This is a genomic window from Mesorhizobium sp. M0217 (genome assembly GCF_040321955.1).
In the GTDB taxonomy this organism is placed as follows: Bacteria; Pseudomonadota; Alphaproteobacteria; order Rhizobiales; family Rhizobiaceae; genus Mesorhizobium.
The window spans coordinates 19,642-38,186 of the sequence record NZ_JAMYSN010000007.1 but is presented as its reverse complement, the minus strand read 5'-3'; the positions used below and the strand labels follow the sequence as shown (position 1 = coordinate 38,186).

Genomic DNA, 18,545 nt, shown 5'->3' with positions numbered 1-18,545 from the left:
GCAACCCGGCGTCTATCTGGGGGCCTTTTCCTTTGCGCCATGGGCTGCATGCGTCTACAAGCCGCCGACGCAACCATAAAAGAACAGAAAGAGGCCTCGATGCGCCCTTCCAAACGCCAAGCCGACGAAATGCGCGCCATCTCCTTCGAGCGCGGCGTCTCCAAACACGCCGAAGGCTCGTGCCTGGTGAAATTCGGCGACACGCATGTGTTGTGCACGGCGAGCCTGGAGGAAAAGGTGCCAGGCTGGATGCGCAATTCCGGCAAGGGCTGGGTGACGGCGGAATACGGCATGCTGCCGCGTTCGACCGGCGAGCGCATGCGCCGTGAAGCCTCGGCCGGCAAGCAAGGCGGCCGCACGCTGGAAATCCAGCGGCTGATCGGCCGCTCCTTGCGCGCCGTTGTCGACCTGCAGGCGCTGGGCGAACAGCAGATCACCGTCGACTGCGACGTCATCCAGGCCGATGGCGGCACCCGCACGGCCTCGATCACCGGCGGCTGGGTGGCGCTTTACGATTGCCTGCGCTGGATGGAAGCGCGGCAGATGGCCAGCGTTGCCAAGGTGCTGAAAGACCATGTCGCGGCAATTTCCTGCGGCATCCATGACGGCCAGCCGGTCATCGACCTCGACTACATCGAGGATTCATCTGCCGGCACCGACGCCAATTTCGTCATGACCGGCAAGGGCGGCATCGTCGAGATCCAGGGCACCGCCGAGGGCGAGCCGTTCTCGGAAGGGCAGTTCGCGGAGCTGATGGGCCTGGCAAAGAAGGGCATTCAGCGGCTGGTGAGCTTGCAGCAGATGGCTGTGGCCTGATTGAATTTAACGTGATGACGTCGGCGATCCTTCACACCCCCCTCTGGCCTGCCGGCCATCTCCCCCGCAAGGGGGGAGATCAGAGGTCGCTACCGTTTTCGCCAACCATCAACGTTGAGACGCCGCCAGCGGAACTGCCAATCTCCCCCCTTGCGGGGGAGATGCCCGGCAGGGCAGAGGGGGGCGCCTGATGCAACCCTCCGCTATTCTTGAGTCAGCGCTTTACGTCACGGATCTCGCCGCTGCCGAAGCCTTCTACTCCAACGTCCTCGGCCTCCCTCTCCTCGGCAAGGTCGACGGCCGCCATCTCTTCTTCCGCTGCGGCCCGGGCGTACTGCTCATCTTCAACGCCGAAGCCACCAAAATCCCGCCGGCACCGGATGCGCGGCTGAAAGTGCCGCCGCATGGCACGGTCGGCGAGGGCCATCTCTGCTTTGCCGCAAGTGCGGATGAACTCGCACAGAGGAAGGCGCAACTTGAGGCGAAAAACATCGCCATCGAAAGCGAATTCGAATGGCCGCAGGGCGGGCGTTCGATCTACATACGCGACCCCTCGGGCAATTCGATCGAATTCGCCGAGCCAAGGATCTGGGGCCTTTGATGCATTCTCTCGATGGAAAGAAGATCGTCGTTGCCAGCCACAATGAAGGCAAGCTGCGCGAATTCGCCGATTTGATGGGTCCGTTCGGCTTCGAGGCGAAGTCGGCCAAGGACTACGGCCTGCCGGAACCGGAGGAGACCGGCACCACCTTCGAGGAAAACGCCTACATCAAGGCCTTCGCCGCGGCTAAGGCGACCGGCCTGCCGGCGCTGTCGGACGATTCGGGCCTGTGCGTCGACGCGCTCGACGGCGCCCCCGGCGTCTACACCGCCAATTGGGCCGAAGCTCCCGATGGCAGCCGCGACTTCGGGATGGCCATGCAGCGCACCGAAGTGGCCTTGCAGGAGGTCGGCGCCGCCAAGCCAGCGCAGCGCAAGGGGCGGTTCGTCGCCGTCATCTGCCTGGCCTTCCCCAATGGCGAGGCTGAATATTATCGCGGCGAAGCTGAGGGAACGCTGGTGTGGCCGCCGCGCGGCGAACTGGGCTTCGGCTACGACCCGGTGTTTTTGCCCGACGGTTTCGACAAGACGTTCGGCGAGATGAGCGCTGAGGAAAAACACGGCTGGAAGCCCGGTCAGCCGACGGCGCTGTCGCACCGCGCCCGCGCCTTCCAGAAATTCGCCCGCGCCAGGTTAGGCTCAGCTTAATGTCGCTGGACCGCAGCCCGGGCTTCGGGGTCTACATCCATTGGCCGTTCTGCGCGGCCAAATGCCCGTATTGCGACTTCAACAGCCATGTCCGTCACCAGCCGGTCGACCAGGAGCGCTTTGCCCGCGCCTTCGAGAACGAGCTGAAGACCATGAGCGAGCGGACCGGGCCGCGCGAAGTGACCAGTATCTTTCTCGGCGGCGGCACACCGTCGCTGATGCAGCCGCAGACGGTGGCGGCGGTGCTGGACGCCGTGGCGAAGAACTGGACGGTGCCCGACGGCATCGAGGTGACGCTGGAAGCCAATCCGTCCTCGGTCGAGGCCGAGCGATTTCGCGGCTACCGCGCCGCCGGCGTCAACCGTGTGTCGCTCGGCGTGCAGGCGCTGAACGACAAGGATCTGCGCTTCCTCGGCCGGCTGCACAATGTCGACGAGGCGCTGCATGCAATTGGCCTGGCACGGGACATATTCCCAAGACTTTCCTTCGACCTGATCTACGCCCGCCCCGGCCAGACGCTGGACGACTGGCAGGCGGAGCTCGAACAGGCGATCGGCCATGCCGCCGACCATCTGTCGCTCTACCAGCTGACCATCGAAGAAGGCACGCCGTTCCATGCCCTTCATGCGGCGAACAAATTCATCATCCCCGATAATGACCGGGCCGCCGATCTCTATGCGCTGACGCAGGAGATCACCGCAGCGCATGGCCTGCCGGCCTATGAGATTTCCAACCACGCCAGGCCGGGCGCCGAGAGCCGGCACAATCTGACCTATTGGCGCTATGGCGAATATGTCGGCGTCGGACCGGGCGCGCATGGCCGCTTTATCGAGAACGGCCACCGCACCGTGACGATCGCCGAGCGGATGCCGGAGACCTGGGCCAATCTGGTGGAGGCCAGGGGCCATGGCGTCACCGGCGGCGAGATCCTGACGCGCTCCGAAGAGGCCGACGAGTTCCTGCTGATGGGGCTGAGGTTGGCCGAAGGCATCGACCTTTCCCGCTACGAGGCGTTTTCCGGGCGCGGCCTGTCGAGCGCCCGGCTGACCGTGCTGCAGGATGAGGGGCTGGTGGCGCCGATCGGCAATGCCAGGCTACGCGCCACGCCAGCCGGCATGATCGTGCTCGATGCCGTGGTGGCGGATTTGGCGCGGTGAGCCCACAGGGCAAATGGCCGGGCTGTTGGACGATTTATCGGCTTGAGCAAGGATGTTAGAAAGTCGACTTGTTGAACCGCTGGCGTGCCAGCGCCGCATCCGAGGTGACTCCTGCGATGACGTTCCTGATCCACGAGACCTTGATGACATTGAACACGGATGATGTGTTCGAGTTTGGATTGACCGAAATCTTGAGATCTCCAGAGCAAGACGACCTCTTTGAGGCTCAGGCGATTTTCATCAGGAACGCAACGGTCACATCGAAACTAAAATTGACCCACTTGAGCGAATTCAGCGTTGTCCTCAGTTTCATAACATATATTGGAAATAAACTTCGCGGGATCGCCAAGGATGAGTTGCTCGAGTTTGATCTGAATGGACTCACATTTGATCAGTACATCCCTCTCAGCAAAAATCTGCGTAAAATCTGGGATGAGTAGTCGGTGAAGAACGTCCTGTTCGTCTGCAGCCAGAACCGCTTGCGCAGCCCGACCGCCGAGCAGGTGTTCTCCAAACGTAGGGATATCGAGGTCGAGTCGGCCGGCACCAATCACGATGCAGACACGCCGCTGACGCATGAGCTGGTCGCCTGGGCCGACATCGTCTTCGTGATGGAAAAGGCGCACCGCACCAAGCTGCAGAAGAAATTCAAGGAGAGCCTGAAGAAGGCCCGCGTCATCTGCCTCGACATCCCGGATGATTACGGATTCATGGATCCGGAGTTGGTGCGATTGCTGGAGGTGAGGTGACGCGATACCTGGGCTGACTGATGTGGTTGGGGCGTTCCACGCCCGCGTTCGCCATCCTCGGGCTTCACCCGGGATTTGCCGCGAGGTTAAGGCGCTGCAGCGGTTCAGAATTCTGCGCCGCTGCATCCTTCGGCAGAGGTCACGGAATGGATCATAGGGTCTGCGCCGCGTCACTTCGCTCCTTGCTTCGCCCTAGGATGACGATGTTGCACCGATCGACAAACTAAGCGTCGTGCTTGAAGCGGCGCTTGCCGCGGTGTTTCTCGGCATGCGCCTCTCCGGTCCGGGCCGGCTTGGCGTCGCTCTTGTCCCGGCGGACGCTGTTCTGGTCGTTCATCGGATGCGGCGGCGCGCCTTCGCGGGCGCTCTTCGTTTCAAGACGGGTGATGAAGATATCGAAACGATTGGGCATCGTACGGTCAGTGCTCCGTCGTGCTGTCCGGTTTGTTGTCCGAAAGCCTGACATTCGTCGGCAAGGCGGTGGCCGCCCGACTGGCCAGGCCGGTGTCGCTTTCGGCGAGCGCACGCTTGCCCTTTCGCGCAGTGAAGCGCTTGCGCTCGGCATAATAGGGCTCGAAAACGTCCTGCAATTCCAGGCTGTCCATCCTGTCCTCCTCCTCAAGAGACTCAGGTATTCAATCCGCCAGCCACGCTTTCGTTCCCCACTGTGGCAAAGACATGGCCGCCGGGTTACATCGGCGTCAGGTTTGGCTCGATGTTCGGGAGTTTTGCAACCCGGCGCGCGCCGTGCCAAACAGGGCGAAATGGAGAGACCCCGGTGACCGGCGAGAAGCGCAGCTATGTGATCGGGCAGACCGAGATCGCGGTCCGGTCGCTGGCGCCGGCGCTGTATCTGGTGGCGACGCCGATCGGCAACCTCTCCGACATCACGCTGCGCGCGCTGGAGACGCTCGCCGCCGCCGACATCGTCGCCTGCGAGGACACTCGCGTCTCGCGCGTGTTGCTCGATCGCTACGGCATCCGGCGGCGCACCACCGCTTATCACGAGCACAACGCCGGCGAGGCCGGGCCGAAGCTGATCGCGGCACTCGAGGCCGGGCAGAGCGTGGCGCTGATTTCGGATGCCGGCACGCCGCTGATCTCCGACCCAGGCTACCGGCTGGTCGGCGAAGCGCTGGAGCGCGGCCTGCGCGTGGTGCCGATCCCCGGCCCATCGGCGCCGCTGGCGGCGCTGACGGCGTCGGGCCTGCCGTCCGACGCCTTCCTGTTTGCCGGGTTTCTGCCGGTGAAATCAGGGCAGCGGATGACAAAGCTGGAAACGTTCAGGGCGGTGCCGGCAACGCTGATCTTCTTCGAGTCGCCACGCCGGCTGGCCGAAACGCTGGTCGCCATGGTCGAGGCGTTGGGCGGCGCGCGCAAGGCCGCCATCGGCCGCGAGCTGACCAAGACTTTCGAAGAGATGCGGACGGGAACGCTGCAGGCGCTGGCCGATTATTATGCGGCGGCCGATACGCCGAAGGGCGAAATCGTCATCTGCGTCGGGCCCGCCGAGATCAAGGCCGACCAACCCGCCGACATCGACAGGCTGCTGCTGTCGCTGGCCGCCGAAATGCCGGCGTCCAAGGCGGCGGCGGAAGCGGCGAAGATGACAGGCGGGCAGAAGCAGTCGCTCTACCGCCGGCTGCTGGAACTCAGGGATGCGGTTGGAGAAGGCGAAGGTGGCTGAGCGCCCGGCCGCCAGCCGCCAAAAAGCCTATCGGCGCGGCCATCGCGGCGAGTGGCTGGCGGCGGCGGCGCTGATGCTGAAAGGTTATCGCATCCTCGCCCGCCGGCATCGCACCCGCTTCGGCGAGATCGACCTGATCGCCAGGCGCGGCGACCTGGTGCTGTTCGTCGAGGTCAAGGCGCGGCGCACGCTGATGGAAGCGATGGAGGCGATTGGCCACGAATCGGAGCGCCGCATCGAGGGCGCGGCCGACATCTGGCTGTCGCGCCAACCGGATTATGGCAGATTGTCGATGCGCTTCGACATGATCGCGGTGCTGCCCTGGCGCTGGCCTGTGCATGTCGAGAACGCGTTTTATGGGAGGAGTTAGCGGCCTTTACCCTCCCCCTTGTGGGGAGGGTCGGTGAGCAAGCGACGCGTCGTTGGCGAAACGGGGCGGGGGTGTGGCGCCGACCCCCACCCCGATCCGCTTTGCGGATCGACTGACCGGGGCGAGCCGCCTGTCTCGCCCGTCCTTCGGACCCCCACAAGGGGGAGGGTAAAGCTCACCCCCAGATCATCAGCGCCACCAACCCCACAGTGCCCACCACCAGGCGCCACCAGCCGAAGAGCGAGTAGCCGTTGCGCGAGACGTAATCGAGCAGGAAGCGCACGACGATCAGCGCGGTAACGAAGGCGGCGACGAAGCCGATGGCGATGATCGGCAGATCGGCGCTGCTCAGCACGTTGCGGTTCTTGAACAGATCGAAGGCGAAGGCGCCGACCATGGTCGGTATGGCGAGGAAGAAGGAGAATTCCGCCGCCGCGCGCTTGTCGACGCCCAGCAGCAGCGCGCCGACGATGGTCGAACCGGAGCGCGACGTCCCGGGGATCAGCGACAGGCACTGGAACAGGCCGATTTGCAAATAAAGCCTTGTCGGGAAGCGCTCGACGTCGCGGTAGACCGGCTGCAGCTTCATGCGGTCGACGACCAGCAGCACGACGCCGCCGATGATCAGCATGATGCAGATCAGCCTTGGCGATTCGAACAGCACCGTCTTGATGAAATCATGCGCCAGCGCGCCGATGATGGCGGCCGGCAGGAAGGCAATCAGGATGCCGATGACGAAATGCCGCGTCAGCCGATCATGCGGCAGGTCGAGCAGCATCTGCCACAGACGGCGGAAATAGACGCTGAGGATCGCCAGGATGGCGCCGAGCTGGATCAGGATCTCGAACGCCTTGCCGGTGGAATGGAAGCCGAGGAAATGGCCGGCGAGCAGGATATGGCCGGTCGAGGAGACCGGGATGAACTCGGTCAGCCCCTCCAGCAGGCCGAGCAGCAGGGCTTCGACGATGGTGTGGCTATCCATGGCAACCTCGGCATTCAAGGGACGGAAGGAAACGGCTGGCAAAAGGGCTTGCTTGTCACGGCACGGAAGTCCCCCTATAGGTCGCAGCACCGTGACGGCCGCATGACGGGCCGCCAAGACTTACCGGTGCGGACGGCGATTCGCCAGTGCGCCTTAATATCGCGGAATCATGCTGACGCTTTTCCATCACCCGATGTTCGCCACCTGCCGCTTCGTGCGCCTCGCCTTCGGCGAATATGGCGAGGAGCTGGCGCTGATCGAGGAAAAACCGTGGACGCGGCGCAAGGAGTTTTTGGCGCTGAACCCCGCCGGCACCTTGCCTATCCTGCTGGCCGAAGGCGACGTGCCGATCGTCGGCGCCATGGTGATCGCTGAATATCTCGACGAAACACGTGGTGTCCTGAAGCGCGACAAGCGCCTGTTTGCGGAAGACCCGATGCAGCGCGCCGAAATCCGCCGCCTGACCGACTGGTATCTCAACAAGGCCGAGAGCGAAGTGACCCGGCATCTGGTGCGCGAGCGCGTGCTGAAGCCGGTGATGCCGGAAACGGCGGGCGGCGGTTCCCCCGATTCGGCGGCGATCCGCGCGGCGCGCGCCAACATTCGCCAGCACATGAAGTACACCAACTGGCTGGCCGGCACCCGTCATTGGCTGGCCGGCAGCAAGGTCACCTATGCCGACCTGGCGGCAGCGGCGACGCTGTCGGTGCTGGATTATCTCGGCGAGATCGATTGGCGCGAGCATGCCGCGGCGCGCGAATGGTACACGCGGGTGAAATCGCGGCCGTCGTTCCGGCCGCTGCTCTCCGACCGGGTTCGCGGCCTGTCGCCGGTTTCGCATTATGCGGACCTCGACTTCTAGAAGCCAAACCCTGCGCGCGCTGATCGACGCCGAGGCGCGGCGCGCCGGCTTCGATGCGGTTGCCGTCACCACGCCTGACGCGATCCCGCTGGCGCCGGCCAGATTGGCAGAATTCGTCGCCGATGGTTTTCACGGTTCGATGGCTTGGATTGCGGAGACGCTCCAACGCCGCAGCGAGCCTTCGACGCTGTGGCCCGAGGTGCGCTCGATCATCGTGCTGGCAATGAATTACGGCCCCGACCACGATCCGCGTGCGCTGCAGGCAAGGCGCGATCGCGGCGCGATCTCGGTCTATGCGCAAAACCGCGACTATCACGAAGTGATGAAGGGCCGGCTGAAGGAGATCGCCGGCAAGATCGTCGCGCGGGCCGGCGGCGACGTGAAGGTTTTCGTCGATACGGCCCCGGTTATGGAAAAGCCGCTGGCTGAGGCCGCCGGGCTCGGCTGGCAAGGCAAGCACACCAATCTGGTCAGCCGCGAGCACGGCTCCTGGCTGTTTCTCGGCACCATCTTCACCACGGCGGAGCTCACGCCAGATGCGACCGAGGTAGACCATTGCGGTTCCTGCCGCGCCTGCCTCGACGCCTGCCCGACCGATGCCTTTCCGGCGCCCTACCGGCTCGATGCCAGGCGCTGCATCTCCTACCTGACCATCGAGAACAAGGGGCCGATCCCGCAAGAATTCCGCGAAAAGATCGGCAACCGCATCTATGGCTGCGACGATTGCCTTGCCGCCTGCCCGTGGAACAAGTTTGCCCGCGCCGCTTCGGAAGCCAAGCTTGCTGCCCGCGACGAACTGCGCGAGCCGCCGCTGGGCGAGCTGTTGCAGCTAGACGACACGGCGTTCCGGACCTTTTTCTCCGGCTCGCCGATCAAGCGCATCGGCCGCGACCGCTTTGTCCGCAATGTGCTGGTTGCCGCCGGCAATTCCGGCGATGTTTCGCTGGCCGGCCCGGTGCGCGATCTGCTTGGCGATGCCTCGCCGCTGGTGCGCGGCGCGGCGATCTGGGCGCTGTCGCGGCTGGTGCCGGCCGCCGAATTCAACAGGCAGGCGGCGATCTACTCGAACACTGAAACCGACACGACAGTGCGGGGCGAATGGCTGTCCGTATTGCCAATTGAGGCGCACGCATGAGCGAAAAACAGGTTTTTATCTTCGGCGCCGGCTATTCGGGCAAAGCCTTTGCACGGGCCAATGCGGAGGCGATTACGATCTTCGGCACCACGCGCTCGGCCGAGAAATTCGAGGCATTGCGTCAGGCCGGCATCGCGCCGCTGCTGTTTCACGGCGCCCTGACACCTGAAATCGGCGAAACGCTGGAGACCACCACCCATCTTGTCATCTCCGTAGCCCCGGAGGAGGCCGGCGACCCTGTGCTTCTCGCCGCGCGCAAGGCGATCGAGGCGATGCCGGCGCTTCGCTGGATCGGCTATCTCTCGACCGTCGGCGTCTATGGCAATTATGACGGTGCCTGGGTCGATGAAACGGCCGAATGCCGGCCGGTGTCGAAACGCTCGTCGATGCGAGTGGCGGCCGAGCGGGGCTGGCTGCAGCTTGGACTCGAGACCGGCAAGCCGGTGGCCATCCTGCGGCTTTCCGGCATTTACGGGCCGGGTCGCAACGCGCTGGTCAATCTGGAAAACGGCACGGCCAGGCGGCTGGTCAAGCCCGACCAGGTGTTCAACCGCATCCATTGCGACGACATCGCCGGCGCGCTCTGGCACCTCATCGGTGGCAATAGAGGCGGCATTTTCAACATCACCGATGACGAGCCGGCGCCGCCGCAGGATGTCGTCACCTATGCCGCTTCGCTGATGGGCGTCGAGCCGCCGCCGGAGATTCCTTTCGAGACCGCCCAACTTTCGCCCATGGCGCGGTCCTTCTATGGCGAGAACAAGCGCGTCGCCAACGCCGCGATCAAGGCAGCGGGCTACCGGTTCCGCTATCCGGACTACCGCCAGGCGTTCGATCGGATGTGGGCCGACGGCAGCTGGCGCGACGGCGAGCCGCGCAGCCCGATGAAGGTAGATAATCGAAACGCGAGCCCGAGGGTGATATGATTCGATTGTGTTGCGGACTTTTGCAGTGGGGTTCATGACGATTTCGATGCGATCCTTGACCGGCAGACGGCCGTTCCTGACGGCGGCGCTGGCGATCGTGGCGCTGGCCGGGCTGGTGGCGGGCGCAATCACGGCCGAGCCACGGGCAAAAGACCTGTTCGGCGCCAAGAAGCTGCCGGCGGTGGCTGCGGCGCAATCCTTCGGCTTCTATTCAAAGGGCTGCTTCACTGGCGGCGTCGCCATTCCGATGGACGGCCAGAACTGGGAGGTGATGCGTCCCTCGCGCAACCGGCGCTGGGGTCATCCAACGATGATTGCGCTGATCGAGAAACTGTCGCGCGATGCCGCCGCCGACGGCTGGCCGGGGCTTCTGATCGGCGACATTTCGCAGCCGCGCGGCGGGCCGATGCTGACCGGGCACGCCTCGCACCAGATCGGCCTCGACGCCGACATCTGGCTGACGCCAATGCCCGACCGCAAGCTCACCACCCAGGAGCGCGAAAACATCAGCGCCACGCTGATGGTCGACGACAAGACGCATCTGGTGAAGGACAGGCTGTGGAAGCCGTTGCATACCAAGCTGTTGAAGCGCGCGGCGAGCTATCCGGAAGTCGAGCGCATCCTGGTCAATCCTGGGATCAAGAAGAAGCTGTGCGACACCGTCACCGGCGACCGTACCTGGCTGAGAAAAATCCGGCCGTTCTGGGGCCATGACTATCATTTCCACATCCGCATCGGCTGCCAGCCGGGTTCGCCCAACTGCAAGGGACAGGAAGCGACGCCCGACGATGACGGCTGCGGCAAGCCGCTGGCCTGGTGGTTTACCGAGGAGCCGTGGCGCCCCAACAAGAACCCGGATGCGCCCAAGGCGCGCGACCTGATGACGATGGCGAACCTGCCGAAACAATGCCAGTTCGTGCTTGACCAGCCCGACGCGGACTCGGCCGAAGCCGTCACCTATCGCGGCGGCGGCGTGCCGATCGCCGCCAGGGCGCCGGAACCCGACGCGCCTCCGCCTATTGCGGGCAATGCGGGCGGCTTGCCAAACGCAGCCAACGCCTTCACCGCCACGCCGGAGATCGGCATTCCCCTGCCAAGGCGACGGCCGCCGGCAAACGTCGGACAGTGATGGCGAACTGACGCTTTCCCTTTCCGGGGCCATGCGCTAGTCAATCGATTGAACACCGGGCGATTGAACACCGGGCGATTGAAAAACCGGGCGATTGAAAACCGGGCGATTGAAACGGTCGCAACGGCGCCGCAAAGGGGACGAGCAAGAGCATGTCAGGCGACGACGACACCGCGTTGCGGTTTCCAGTGCTGATCGGCGACATCGGCGGCACCAATGCGCGCTTTTCGATCGTGCTCGACGCAAATTCGGAAGCCGGTGAGCCGCATATCGTGCAAACCGCCAATTTCGCCACCATAGACGAGGCGATCCAGGCGGCGGTGCTCGACCGGTCGTCCATCCGGCCGAATTCGGCAGTGCTGGCCATCGCCGGACCAGTCGATGGCGACGAGATCCCGCTTACCAATTGTCCCTGGGTGGTGAAGCCGAAGCAGATGTTTGCCAATCTGGGCCTGGGCGACATCGTCGTGCTCAACGATTTCGAGGCGCAGGCGCTGGCCGTCGTGGCGCTCGGCGAAGAGCACATGGAAAAGATCGGCGGCGGCACGCCGGAGGAGAATGCCGGGCGTGTCGTGCTCGGTCCCGGCACCGGCCTCGGCGTCGCTGGGTTGGTTCATGCCCTCCACCACTGGATACCGGTGCCTGGCGAAGGCGGCCACATGGATATCGGTCCGCGGACGCCGCGCGATTTCGAGGTGTTCCCGCATATCGAAAAGCTGGACGGCCGCATTTCGGGCGAGCAGATCCTGTGCGGGCGCGGTCTGGTCAATGTCTACCGGGCGGTCGCCAAGGCCGACGGCAAGCCGGCGCCGTTCACCACGCCGGCCGAAATCACCGGGGCGGCCCTGGCCAAGACCGATGCGGTCGCCGAGGAAGCGCTGGCGCTGTTCGTCACCTGCCTCGGCCGCACCGCCGGCGACCTCGCGCTGGTGTTCATGAGCCGCGGCGGCGTGTTCTTGACCGGCGGCATCGCGCAAAAGATCGTGCCCGCGCTGAAGGAAGGCAATTTCCGCGCCGCCTTCGAGGACAAGGCGCCGCACAGCGCGCTGATGGCCTCGATGCCGGTCTATGTCATCACCCACCCGCTGGCGGCACTTCTGGGCCTTGCCGCCTATGCCCGCAACCCTTCGCTGTTCGGCGTCCAGACCGCGGGGCGGCGCTGGCGGGCATGATCCATTTCGTCCCGAAAACGGGTATTTTCTTGGAAATGGCTGCCGCTTTCGTGACCCCAACCTCGGGCCGCGACGAAGTTTCGCCATAGGCAAGCCGTAGCCGGGGCGCTAAGAGGGGCCGAATTCCAGCCTGGCATCCCTAGGGCCTGATGATTTCGGATCGAATCGACCTGAAATCTGAATCCGGCTCTAAATCAAAGAGATAGAGCATGATGTCGTCCGAAAACCGCTTCACACTTTTCGGCATCATGCTCTAGCAAACCACGAAGCGCCCGCGATTTGACCGCTCAAAGTCCACTCAAACTGAAAGTCCAGCCAGCTGAGGTCACTGCGGTGCTGCGCCGCATCCTGGCCGAAAACGGCAGTGAATATCGCTGGACCTATGTCGTTGCCGTCGGCTGCCTGCTGATTGTTTCCGCCACCACCGCCTTCACGGCGTGGATCATGGCCCCGATGATCAACGAGATCTTCTACGAACGACGCGGCGACATGATCGTCTGGATCTGCGCCGGGTTCATGGCCGCCTCCGTGCTGCGCGGCTTCGCCGGTTACGGCCAGGCGGTCGCGTTGGCCAAGATCGGCAACAATCTGGTCGCCCGCTACCAGAAGCGCAGCTTCGACCACCTGATGAAGCTCGGCGTCGACTTCTTCAACGATACGCGTTCCGGTCGGCTGGCGGCACAGGTCAACGAGAATGTCGGCGGCGTTCGCGATCTGCTGTCGCTGACGCTGACCTCCATCAGCCGCGACGCGGTCTCGCTGATCGCCCTCGTCGGCGTCATGATCTACCAGGATCCGGTGTTGTCGCTCAGCTCGCTGCTGATCGGGCCGCCGCTGATCTGGGCCGTCGTCTACATCACCCGCCGATTGCGGCGCATCAACCGGGAATCGGTGCTGATCAACTCGCGGCTGAACGGGTCCGTACAGGAGGCCACGCAAGGCATCGCCATCGTCAAGGCCTTCACCCTGGAAGCCGAGCTGGCGCGCCGGATCGGCATCATGGCCGATACGGCCGAGCAGCGTAACAACAAGATCGCCCGGGTCGCGGAGCGGCTGTCGCCGATTTCCGAGATTTTGGGCGGTCTCGCCATTACCTCCGTCCTTGCCTATTCCGGCTACCGGGCGCTGGTGCTCGGACAACCACCAGGCGCTGTGTTTTCCTTCATCACCGCGCTGATCATGGCCTACGATCCGGCACGGCGCCTGGCTCGTACGCAGGTCGGTATGGAACGTGCCCTGGTCAACGCCCGGATGATTTACGAGCTGCTCGACCTGGAGCCTAAACAGGGCGATGCGCCCGACGCGGTCGAAGCCAGGATCACCACCGGCGAGGTTCGCTTCGACAATGTGACGTTCGGCTACAGCGCCGACATGCCGGTGATCAGGAACCTGAGTTTCACCGCCGCGGCCGGCAAGGTTACGGCGGTGGTCGGGGCCTCGGGTGCCGGCAAGACGACGCTCGTGGCGCTGCTGCAGCGCTTCTACGATGTCGACAAGGGTTCGATCGAGATCGATGGCCAGGACATTTCCAAAGTCACCAAGCACTCGCTGCGCGGCTCGATCGCCTATGTCTCGCAGGCGCCCTATCTGTTCGAAGGCAGCATACGCGACAACATCCGTTTTGGCCGACTTTCGGCGACCGACGCCGAGATCGAGCGGGCGGCGGTGCTGGCGGCGGCCGACGAGTTCATCCGTCAGCAGCCGCAGGGCTACGACACGCCCGTCGGCGAGGGCGGCTCGACCCTTTCCGGCGGCCAGCGCCAGCGCGTCTCGATTGCGCGGGCGATCGTGCGCAACGCGCCGATCCTTTTGCTCGACGAAGCGACCTCGGCGCTCGACAACGAGGCCGAGGCGCGCGTCCAGGAGGCCCTGACCCACGTGATGGAAGGGCGCACCACCATCGTGATAGCGCATCGCCTGTCGACGGTCGTCAACGCCGACCACATTATCGTGCTTGAAGAGGGGCGCCTGGTCGAGGAAGGCACCCATGCCGCACTGATGGCCGATCCAAACAGTGTCTACGCCCGCTTCCACCGCATTCAAGGCAAGAACGGACTGGGGCTTGTCGACGACTCGAAGCCCGTCCAAACTCCGGTCCGGCGCAGCCGCGCCAAGAAGGCGGTGGGGAGAACAGCATGAGCGAATCCAGCGAAATGGGCCTGGTGGTGGTGGGGGCGGCCGGCCGCATGGGCCAGACGCTGATCCGCGCCATCCATTCGATCCCCGGCGCCCGCGTCGTCGGCGCGGTCGAACGAACCGGATCGCCCTATCTCGGCAGGGATGCGGGCGAGCTTGCCGGCATCGGCATCATCAATGTGACGGTCGGCGACGATCCGCTGCCGGTGTTCGCCAAGGCCGACGGCGTGCTCGATTTCACCATGCCGGCAGCCACCGTCGAATTCGCAGGCTATGCCGCGCAGGCACGCATTGCCCATGTCATCGGCACCACCGGCTGCTCGGCGGAAGACGACGCCAGGATCGAGGCCGCGGCGCGCCACGCGACGATCGTCAAATCCGGCAATATGAGCCTCGGCGTCAATCTTCTGGCGGTGCTGGTCGAGCAGGCCGCGCGCGCGCTCGGTCCAGAGGATTTCGACATCGAGATCCTCGAAATGCATCACAAGCACAAGGTCGACGCGCCCTCGGGCACCGCCTTGCTGCTCGGCGAAGCGGCGGCGGCGGGACGCGGCATTTCCCTTGCCGGCAACGATGTGCGGTCACGCGACGGCCATACCGGCGTGCGCAAGCCAGGAACGATCGGCTTTGCCAGCTTGCGCGGTGGCTCGGTGGTCGGCGACCACAGCGTCATCCTGGCCGGGACCGGCGAGCGCATCACGCTGTCGCACCATGCCGAGGACCGCGCCATCTTTGCCCGCGGCGCGGTCAAGGCCGCGCTCTGGGCGCGCGGTAAAAAGCCCGGACTTTATTCCATGCGGGACGTGCTCGGCTTGAGCTAAACTATCCATAATTTTGAAGGAGCAAACATGTCGGGAACTCTCGTGCTCGTGCGCCACGGCCAGAGCGAATGGAACCTGAAGAACCTGTTCACCGGCTGGCGCGATGTCGACCTTACCGAGCAAGGCCACAAGGAGGCCAAGGAAGCCGGCCAGAAGCTCAAGGCACGCGGCTTGAAATTCGACATTGCCTTCACCTCGGCGCTGATCCGGGCGCAGAAGACCTGCCAGCACATTCTCGACGCGGTCGGCCAGAGCGATTTGAAGACGATCCGAGACCAGGCGCTGAACGAGCGCGACTATGGCGACCTCTCCGGTCTCAACAAGGACGACGCGCGTCAGAAGTGGGGCGAAGAGCAGGTGCACATCTGGCGCCGCTCCTACGACGTGCCGCCGCCCGGCGGCGAAAGCCTGAAGGACACCGGCGCCCGCGTCTGGCCCTATTACCTGCACGACATGCAGTCGCATGTGCTGAAGGGTGGCACCGTGCTGGTCGCCGCGCATGGCAATTCGCTGCGCGCACTGATCATGGCGCTGGACGGCAAGAGCGGCGAGCAGATCGTCAAGCTCGAACTCGGCACCGGCGTGCCGGTGATCTACAAGCTCAACGCCGATTCCACCGTGGCGTCGAAGGACGTGCTGGAGGGGTGAGGTTTTCGGCCAACTCATTCGCCAAGTCGGCGCTGCCCCTCATTACCCTGCCGGGCATTTCTCCCCGTATAGTGACGGGGAGAAAGGGCTGGCCGCAGCCTCGGCGCTCTTCTTGTGACGCAGGTGACTGGCGAAATTCATCGATGAGAGCGCCCCTCTCCCCGTCACTGTACGGGGAGAGGATGCCGGCAGGCAGGTGAGGGGCGGCGCTGACCCCCGGGAAACTAAGCCGGCAGGCAGCGGCCCTCGAAAAAGCGCGTTGACACATATCGTTTGCCCGCTTACATGAGCCCGCACCAGCCCAGATGGCGGAATTGGTAGACGCGCACGGTTCAGGTCCGTGTTCCGCAAGGAGTGGAGGTTCGAGTCCTCTTCTGGGCACCAAATTCCCGTTTCGGATAAGTCCGAAATGATTTAGACGCGAAGCAAAAAAGCCCGGTTTCCCGGGCTTTTTTGCTGATGGATGACAGATAGTCCAGCGGAGGGTCAATGCGGCGGGCGAACCGCTTTCATTGCTTCTTCTTCGAGTGTCTGGAGCTTCTCCCGAATCTCCTCCGGCTCGGCATGCTCCAAGCCGACGACATCGTTTCTGGTCTCATTCAGCGAAACGATAATCTCATCAAGCTTGGCGTGGATGGCGGCCGTGTCGCGGTAACCCTGGATCAGCACAACGCCGGTGATCACGATGGCCGCTACCGACAATGCGTAGGTGACCACATTGGTCAGGCCGAATGGCACCAACGCAGTACAGAGCAGCATGGCTACAAGAAGGACATAGAAGCCCGGTGGCCGGGATAGAAAGTCGCCCATCACAAAGAGGAAGCGGTTCATATCCAGGCCGCGGTCAAAAATGCCACGAGTGCGGTGACGGCTACGCAAATTGGAATTGCTGCGAGTAAGGCAGCTTCCAGGACCCAAGTTTCCTTGTCGCTAAACATCAGACATCCTCCCGTTCAGAAAACGGCTGCCCGTAGAGCCTTCACAGCGCAGCCAAAGCCCGCCGCTCCTGATCGGAGCGGCGGGCTCGCGCGTTACTCGATGATCTGCACGACCTTGCGCGTGTCGGGATCGACGAGAACCGCATGATCTCCGACAACCGTATACTTGTAGCGGACATCCGGAACGTCGATTGCGTGGAGCTCGACAGTGTCGGGAAGTGCCGTGCCGACGTTGAGTTCGACGCCGAGCAAACTGACTGATGCCAGCTTCTGCTTATGGATATATTCGCGAACGACCGTCTGTTGTTCGGGCTTGAGAACAATAACGTCCTCGGCAAACGAGGTGCCGATGCCCGCCATAAGGACGAGGGCGCCGGCGGCGCTGACGAAATATCTGGTCATGGGAATTTCCTTTTCATAGGTCAGTTCGGAAGCGTGGATACGAGCAGATCAGCCGCCACTCGCAGGGGCTGGGGCAGGTGCCGCAGGCTTTGCGGGTGCAGCCGGAGCTTCCACCTTTGGCGCTTCAACCTTGACGTTGATATCCTTGCCGCCGTCGCCGCGGATATTGATGACGCCGGTAAAAATAAGCAATACTACGACTGCAATAAGTGCAAGAACAACAGCAATCGCAGTGCCGCCCCCACCACCAGAATTAACAACAGTTGGGCCGTCGGCCATGTGTTCCTCTCCTGTTTTATTTAGTTGCATTTGGGAAACGCCTGCCCCGCTTGAACGTTCCGCCTCGGGACTTGGGTCTTAGCTGATATCCGACTTTGGTCTGGTTCGCCGCGGACTGAAGTCATAGGAACAATCTGGCTGATCTCAAGTTCGGTCCCTCGGCGAACAGGCGTGGTGCCGTCGCCGGATTACGCGAGGAGAAAACCATGAAAATCCACTTTGCAAGTGCCGCTGCAGGCTTGTTGCTTTTGGCTGGCGTCGGCGGCGCCGCAGCTCAGGATGTCGTCATCACACCGGAGCAGGATACGGTCGTCCGCGAATATGTGAAAAAGCAGCCGCTGGCTTCGGTGAAGATCCCGGGCGTGGAGCTGAACGTCGGCAGTGCCTTGCCTGATACGGTCGAGCTGCACGAAGTTCCCAACGTCAAATACCGCTATGTCGTGGTCGACAACCGCACCGTCCTGGTCGACCCCGGCACCCGGAAAATTGTGAAGGTCTACGACTGATCGAATAGCTGCAGCCCGCCGCCGACCATGGCGGCGGGCTGCGGATTTAACATTGCGCTCCAGGATGATCGAAGATGATCGATGACGTCGAGACATCGCCAGCCCTCGATGCCCGCCTGGGTTCGCTCAGGGCGAGAATGCGCGATGCGCGCATAACAGAGGCCGACATGAAGACCTTTCAGAAAGTCGCATCCATCATGGTTGGCGGCAGTGGCCGCATCAGCGGCGATGACCTGATTGCAGCTTCGTTCGTCCTCGAGGACCAGCCGGAAGGCTTGTAAGGGCGAAGTACTCACGTGTGCAGGCTCCCGCAACGCTGATCCCAAGTGTTCTGGTGCTGAACACATTCCTGCTGCGGGCCGGCGTCGAAGGCGTGCCCGCTGGCGAGGTCGCGTCGCGCTCAAGCATCGTCCAGAACACCATGTCGCTGCATGTGAAGATACCCGGCCATGCGAGCCGATGCCGGCGCCGTATCAGCGCGGCCGGCAGAACAGGCAGGCCGGTCCAGAGCGTCGCCACGCCTATGGTCACAAATGTCACCGAGGCCAGTTTGGTCCAGATCGGATGATGGTAGCGGGCGAT

Annotated in this window: 24 protein-coding genes, 1 tRNA gene and 1 pseudogene; 21 read left to right on the top strand and 5 right to left on the bottom strand. The window is 63.6% G+C overall.

The annotated features are described in order from the left end of the window. Window positions 1-99: 99 nt before the first annotated feature. From rph to NKJ18_RS13845, 7 genes and pseudogenes are all read left to right on the top strand, one after another. Complete coding sequence (rph, locus tag NKJ18_RS13875; protein WP_023672052.1) at window positions 100-816, top strand: ribonuclease PH; 717 nt, start codon at window positions 100-102, stop codon at window positions 814-816. 190 nt (window positions 817-1,006) lie between these two features. Continuing rightward, window positions 1,007-1,417, top strand: coding sequence for a VOC family protein (locus NKJ18_RS13870; protein ID WP_023672054.1), 411 nt, complete (start codon window positions 1,007-1,009; stop codon window positions 1,415-1,417). Next, complete coding sequence (gene rdgB / locus NKJ18_RS13865) at window positions 1,417-2,064, top strand: RdgB/HAM1 family non-canonical purine NTP pyrophosphatase (RefSeq protein WP_023692946.1); 648 nt, start codon at window positions 1,417-1,419, stop codon at window positions 2,062-2,064. The genes NKJ18_RS13870 and rdgB overlap by 1 nt, the downstream gene beginning before the upstream one ends. Next, complete coding sequence (hemW, locus tag NKJ18_RS13860) at window positions 2,064-3,221, top strand: radical SAM family heme chaperone HemW (RefSeq protein ID WP_023681230.1); 1,158 nt, start codon at window positions 2,064-2,066, stop codon at window positions 3,219-3,221. Before rdgB ends, hemW begins: the two co-directional genes overlap by 1 nt. Before the next feature lie 68 nt (window positions 3,222-3,289). Continuing rightward, window positions 3,290-3,661 (top strand): hypothetical protein, encoded by a 372-nt coding sequence (locus NKJ18_RS13855; RefSeq protein WP_023672057.1) that lies wholly within the window; start codon window positions 3,290-3,292, stop codon window positions 3,659-3,661. 3 nt (window positions 3,662-3,664) lie between these two features. Continuing rightward, entirely contained in the window at window positions 3,665-3,970 is a 306-nt protein-coding gene (locus NKJ18_RS13850; protein ID WP_031197422.1) for a low molecular weight protein tyrosine phosphatase family protein, read from the top strand. Window positions 3,971-4,175: 205 nt separating this feature from the next. Next, window positions 4,176-4,310: pseudogene (locus tag NKJ18_RS13845) on the top strand (EamA family transporter); the annotation flags it as partial. Window positions 4,311-4,389: 79 nt separating this feature from the next. Here the strand turns inward: NKJ18_RS13845 and NKJ18_RS13840 are convergent. After that, window positions 4,390-4,575, bottom strand: a complete 186-nt coding sequence (locus tag NKJ18_RS13840) for a hypothetical protein (protein ID WP_023687558.1) — start codon at window positions 4,573-4,575, stop codon at window positions 4,390-4,392. Window positions 4,576-4,748: 173 nt separating this feature from the next. Between NKJ18_RS13840 and rsmI the strand changes: the two genes are divergently transcribed. Further along, complete coding sequence (gene rsmI / locus NKJ18_RS13835) at window positions 4,749-5,657, top strand: 16S rRNA (cytidine(1402)-2'-O)-methyltransferase (RefSeq protein WP_023816139.1); 909 nt, start codon at window positions 4,749-4,751, stop codon at window positions 5,655-5,657. Beyond that, entirely contained in the window at window positions 5,650-6,027 is a 378-nt protein-coding gene (locus NKJ18_RS13830) for a YraN family protein (protein ID WP_023745884.1), read from the top strand. Before rsmI ends, NKJ18_RS13830 begins: the two co-directional genes overlap by 8 nt. Window positions 6,028-6,202: 175 nt before the next feature. On the opposite strand, the gene NKJ18_RS13825 is transcribed toward NKJ18_RS13830, so the two are convergent. Continuing rightward, a complete protein-coding gene (locus NKJ18_RS13825; RefSeq protein ID WP_023745885.1) occupies window positions 6,203-7,009 on the bottom strand; it encodes an undecaprenyl-diphosphate phosphatase in 807 nt (268 codons plus the stop codon). Between the two features lie 169 nt (window positions 7,010-7,178). Here NKJ18_RS13825 and NKJ18_RS13820 point away from each other — a divergent pair, with 169 nt between their 5' ends. The 9 genes from NKJ18_RS13820 (at window position 7,179) to NKJ18_RS13780 (ending at window position 16,222) form a co-directional block, all read left to right on the top strand. Beyond that, a complete protein-coding gene (locus tag NKJ18_RS13820; protein WP_023672063.1) occupies window positions 7,179-7,871 on the top strand; it encodes a glutathione S-transferase family protein in 693 nt (230 codons plus the stop codon). Then, window positions 7,852-9,006 (top strand): tRNA epoxyqueuosine(34) reductase QueG, encoded by a 1,155-nt coding sequence (queG, locus tag NKJ18_RS13815; RefSeq protein WP_023710341.1) that lies wholly within the window; start codon window positions 7,852-7,854, stop codon window positions 9,004-9,006. The genes NKJ18_RS13820 and queG overlap by 20 nt, the downstream gene beginning before the upstream one ends. Beyond that, window positions 9,003-9,932, top strand: a complete 930-nt coding sequence (locus NKJ18_RS13810; protein ID WP_023710340.1) for an SDR family oxidoreductase — start codon at window positions 9,003-9,005, stop codon at window positions 9,930-9,932. Before queG ends, NKJ18_RS13810 begins: the two co-directional genes overlap by 4 nt. A gap of 46 nt (window positions 9,933-9,978) precedes the next feature. Continuing rightward, complete coding sequence (gene mepA / locus NKJ18_RS13805; RefSeq protein ID WP_502906162.1) at window positions 9,979-11,061, top strand: penicillin-insensitive murein endopeptidase; 1,083 nt, start codon at window positions 9,979-9,981, stop codon at window positions 11,059-11,061. 152 nt (window positions 11,062-11,213) lie between these two features. Then, window positions 11,214-12,233, top strand: a complete 1,020-nt coding sequence (locus NKJ18_RS13800; RefSeq protein WP_023710339.1) for a glucokinase — start codon at window positions 11,214-11,216, stop codon at window positions 12,231-12,233. Window positions 12,234-12,512: 279 nt separating this feature from the next. Next, the gene (locus tag NKJ18_RS13795) at window positions 12,513-14,372 is read left to right on the top strand and encodes an ABC transporter ATP-binding protein (RefSeq protein WP_023681221.1); all 1,860 of its coding nucleotides are present in this window, start codon (window positions 12,513-12,515) and stop codon (window positions 14,370-14,372) included. Beyond that, a complete protein-coding gene (gene dapB / locus NKJ18_RS13790) occupies window positions 14,369-15,190 on the top strand; it encodes a 4-hydroxy-tetrahydrodipicolinate reductase (RefSeq protein ID WP_352758431.1) in 822 nt (273 codons plus the stop codon). Before NKJ18_RS13795 ends, dapB begins: the two co-directional genes overlap by 4 nt. Window positions 15,191-15,217: 27 nt before the next feature. Then, window positions 15,218-15,838, top strand: a complete 621-nt coding sequence (locus NKJ18_RS13785) for a 2,3-bisphosphoglycerate-dependent phosphoglycerate mutase (protein WP_352758429.1) — start codon at window positions 15,218-15,220, stop codon at window positions 15,836-15,838. Between the two features lie 299 nt (window positions 15,839-16,137). After that, window positions 16,138-16,222 (top strand) — tRNA-Leu (locus tag NKJ18_RS13780). Window positions 16,223-16,324: 102 nt separating this feature from the next. Here NKJ18_RS13780 and NKJ18_RS13775 read toward each other — a convergent pair. The 3 genes from NKJ18_RS13775 to NKJ18_RS13765 all read right to left on the bottom strand — a co-directional run bounded on the left by NKJ18_RS13775 (window position 16,325) and on the right by NKJ18_RS13765 (window position 17,457). After that, a complete protein-coding gene (locus tag NKJ18_RS13775) occupies window positions 16,325-16,669 on the bottom strand; it encodes a low affinity iron permease family protein (RefSeq protein WP_023672069.1) in 345 nt (114 codons plus the stop codon). Window positions 16,670-16,869: 200 nt separating this feature from the next. Continuing rightward, window positions 16,870-17,178 (bottom strand): DUF1236 domain-containing protein, encoded by a 309-nt coding sequence (locus tag NKJ18_RS13770; protein WP_023672071.1) that lies wholly within the window; start codon window positions 17,176-17,178, stop codon window positions 16,870-16,872. A gap of 48 nt (window positions 17,179-17,226) precedes the next feature. After that, window positions 17,227-17,457, bottom strand: a complete 231-nt coding sequence (locus tag NKJ18_RS13765; RefSeq protein ID WP_033001362.1) for a hypothetical protein — start codon at window positions 17,455-17,457, stop codon at window positions 17,227-17,229. Between the two features lie 206 nt (window positions 17,458-17,663). Between NKJ18_RS13765 and NKJ18_RS13760 the strand changes: the two genes are divergently transcribed. From NKJ18_RS13760 to NKJ18_RS13750, 3 genes are all read left to right on the top strand, one after another. Further along, the gene (locus NKJ18_RS13760; protein ID WP_023698077.1) at window positions 17,664-17,963 is read left to right on the top strand and encodes a DUF1236 domain-containing protein; all 300 of its coding nucleotides are present in this window, start codon (window positions 17,664-17,666) and stop codon (window positions 17,961-17,963) included. A gap of 74 nt (window positions 17,964-18,037) precedes the next feature. Then, window positions 18,038-18,244 (top strand): hypothetical protein, encoded by a 207-nt coding sequence (locus NKJ18_RS13755; protein ID WP_023698078.1) that lies wholly within the window; start codon window positions 18,038-18,040, stop codon window positions 18,242-18,244. A 17-nt stretch (window positions 18,245-18,261) separates the two neighbouring features. Beyond that, window positions 18,262-18,531: a hypothetical protein gene (locus tag NKJ18_RS13750; RefSeq protein WP_156933261.1), complete on the top strand. Its 270-nt coding sequence runs from the start codon at window positions 18,262-18,264 to the stop codon at window positions 18,529-18,531. Window positions 18,532-18,545 lie beyond the last annotated feature (14 nt).